Here is a 1,368-nt window from a genome sequence, read left to right as displayed (position 1 = left end):
TAGGAGCGAGGCTTGCCCGCGAATGCTATCTCCCTCACAACGATGCTCCCAAGCTGGCGCGGAAGCTGCATCCCACGGCCATTCGCCGGTTTTCCGACACCGGCCTCTGGAGGATAGGATGCGTAGCCTGGTTTTGCTGCTGGCCGTTTTGGCGCTTGGCGGCTGCATGAATGTCAGCGATATGGCCGAAGGGGCTCGCTACCATATGAGCGACGCCGGCTTTCTGGATCACAGCGACAGTCGTCGCGTGAACAACCTGCGCATTCAGCCGGACTCGTTCGTCTACATCGCCCAGGGCGCGTTCATGCCGCCGGGCGGCACCGCCTACCCGCGTCCCAACGTGATCGCTGAAGTCGCCTTCGACGGTTTCATCGAATACTTCCCGATGGTCCGCCGCGCCCGCGGGCCTGAAGGTCTGGACCAAGCGATGAACGAGGCCCGTTCCGCCGGCGCCCATTACCTGCTCTATACCCGCTTCGCCAAGGCGGATGACCGCATCGGCAACTCCGATGAATGGCTGGATCAGGAAGCGATCGATCGCCTGGGCGTCGATACCGGCGTGATTCAGATCATGTTGATCGAGACCAGCACTCAGTATTTGATTGATACTGCACGTATCAAGAGTCGTGGCGGTTTACTGACGTTCCACGACGAAAAGCCAGAAGACCTGATGGGCCCGCCGCTTGAGCAATACGCTCGCAGTCTGTTGGGGCTCAGCAACCAGTAATCCAAGGAGATCGCCATGAGTGGCCCGCAAAAAGCCAACGACCTGTTGGGGCAAATCCCCAAGACCAAAGGCTTGCCGCCGGTCCACCTGTGGAACCCGGACTTCTGCGGCGACATCGACATGCGCATTGCCCGCGACGGCACCTGGTATTACCTGGGCACGCCGATCGGGCGCAAGCCGATGGTCAAGCTGTTCTCCACCATCATTCGCCGCGACGGCGATGATTACTTCCTCATCACCCCGGTCGAGAAAGTCGGCATCAAGGTCGACGACGCGCCGTTCGTGGCGATTTCCGTGGACGTGGAAGGCGAGGGCGAGTCGCAGCTCCTGCGCTTTACCACCAATGTCGACGAAACCACCGAGGCCGGGGCCGAACATCCGATTCGCGTGATGATCGATCCCCGGACCCAGGAACCTGCGCCTTACGTGCATGTGCGCAGCAATCTTGAGGCGTTGATTCATCGCAATGTGTTCTATCAGTTGGTGGAGCTGGCGGTGAGTCGCGAGATCGAAGGGCAGCGCTGGTTAGGCGTGTGGAGTGGGGGAGAGTTCTTCCCCATCGGCCTCGAACCCTGACTAAACCCCAGAAACCCTGTGGGAGCGGGCTTGCCCGCGATGGCGGTGTGTCAGTCAGCATCCAT

The 1,368-nt window shown here is 60.6% G+C and carries 2 protein-coding genes; both read left to right on the top strand.

What is annotated here, in order from left to right:
- The first annotated feature begins 118 nt into the window (after window positions 1-118).
- Window positions 119-727, top strand: coding sequence for a DUF4823 domain-containing protein (locus ACW9JE_RS30745; RefSeq protein WP_457434911.1), 609 nt, complete (start codon window positions 119-121; stop codon window positions 725-727).
- Window positions 728-742: 15 nt separating this feature from the next.
- On the top strand, window positions 743-1,303 hold the full coding sequence (locus ACW9JE_RS30740) for a DUF1285 domain-containing protein (RefSeq protein ID WP_224541699.1): 561 nt from the start codon (window positions 743-745) through the stop codon (window positions 1,301-1,303).
- Window positions 1,304-1,368: the final 65 nt, after the last annotated feature.

The organism is Pseudomonas sp. SDO55104_S430 (assembly GCF_054070595.1).
This window is presented reverse-complemented; position numbering and strand designations above follow the sequence as displayed.

What these genes read in the sequence shown, in the direction of transcription:
- ACW9JE_RS30740 (WP_224541699.1), top strand. Translation starts at nt 743, where the DNA reads ATGAGTGGCCCGCAAAAAGCCAACGACCTGTTGGGGCAAATCCCCAAG.
- ACW9JE_RS30745 (WP_457434911.1), top strand. Translation starts at nt 119, where the DNA reads ATGCGTAGCCTGGTTTTGCTGCTGGCCGTTTTGGCGCTTGGCGGCTGC.